A 1451-nucleotide genomic window follows, 5' to 3' on the forward strand; every position below is an offset into this window, starting at 1 on the left:
GTGACCGGCACGGTAGATTGAGCACTCCACCGAAGACGCAGGGGCCTATTTGGGCCGACTGGCCGCCCAGGGGCGCATGCCCTGAATTTAAGTAAGGATCTCATACGTTTCCTCTCCCGCATGCATCGGGCACATGGGCACGGGTATATACTTGGCGGGCCGGAATCATGGAAAACTGGATGCCCAGAATTTTGTCCCACTGTAATCCGGCTTTATTCGGGTGCATTGCCGTATGCTCGGGTACGCCCTTCCCGGATCGCTTTACACTGAGCGCAAGGAGTGAATGGGAAGACTATTTCATCCGGCTATCTTGGGCGCCAGGCGCGGATGTTGGCATTTGCCTGAGCGGTTGCCCGGCCCTCTGGGCACACGCCTGGACGGTGTCCCTTAAATGCTCAGACGCTTGGTGGCCGACCTGCTTGTTTGTGCTGGTCAGCTGGTGAGAACGGGGTTATGCAGGGATGACGCCCAAGACGGTGCGCCCGGGCACTGCCGCCTCGCAGACGGCAGCCTCGAACGCATTCCAGTTCTTGAGCCGGACGGAAGTGTGCTCCAAGTGGGGACGGGCGCTGCAGCGAAAGCAGCGTGATCCTGCTTCCAGGCTGACAGGTCCTGGTGGCTGCGTCGGCAGTAGTACGGGGTGACCGGACCTGCGCCGCGGCAGCCGCCGTGGGGACGACGGGATCGAGGTCTTCACAGCCGGACTCCTCCATTACCCTGAGGGTTATTCACGAGCTGGCGATCGGGCCATCAGCAAGGCTGTGACCTGCGATGACGCAAGCTTCAAGATCGTCGTGAATAACCCCCCCTGAACCCATTGTCACTGCCGGGCAGGGTCTTCTGGCCGCGGCCGGCCAGGAAGGGGCCGAGTTAGCGGACGCGCAGCTGTGCAAAGGTGAGTCCAGCTTTTGCTCCGGCCTCAGAAAGGCCGTAATCCGTTGAAGCGCGAGCCGCTCCGACCGCGCCCGTAACCGGGCCGGCCCCAGGCAGGAAGTGAGCCACCGGTTTCGCCGAGGCGGTCTGCCAGGTATCGGGCCAGGTCGCCCAAAACACATCTCTGCCCGCACGCAGTACAGCGGACGGCGCCAACGGCGAACCCAGAACCAGGCCCACTGTCTGGAAAATCCTCGGCACCGCTCCGGAGTGAAAACTTTTAGGCCATCAAAGGACATGATGGAGTCGAGTGTTTCAAGACAGCATCGCCCTGGAGTTCATGAACCCCCAGTGAGCCTGGGCGGAATCCGGGCTTTAATTGGCGGGATGCAGAGATGCGAGCCTCCGGATGGCGTACGGATTTTGGACACAGACACCCCGGGTGAGCGCGGCGAATATATGCCATGCCTGTCAAGCCGGGCAGGCGGGTGCATGTAACCTCGGCCTTCAGCCATCGGCCGCGAGAGGGGGGGCGTTTGAACACTCTTGACGCAACCTCCCGGTTTGCCTGGAATGCA

The organism is Kitasatospora sp. NPDC058243 (assembly GCF_042882025.1).
Classification (GTDB): domain Bacteria; phylum Actinomycetota; class Actinomycetes; order Streptomycetales; family Streptomycetaceae; genus Kitasatospora.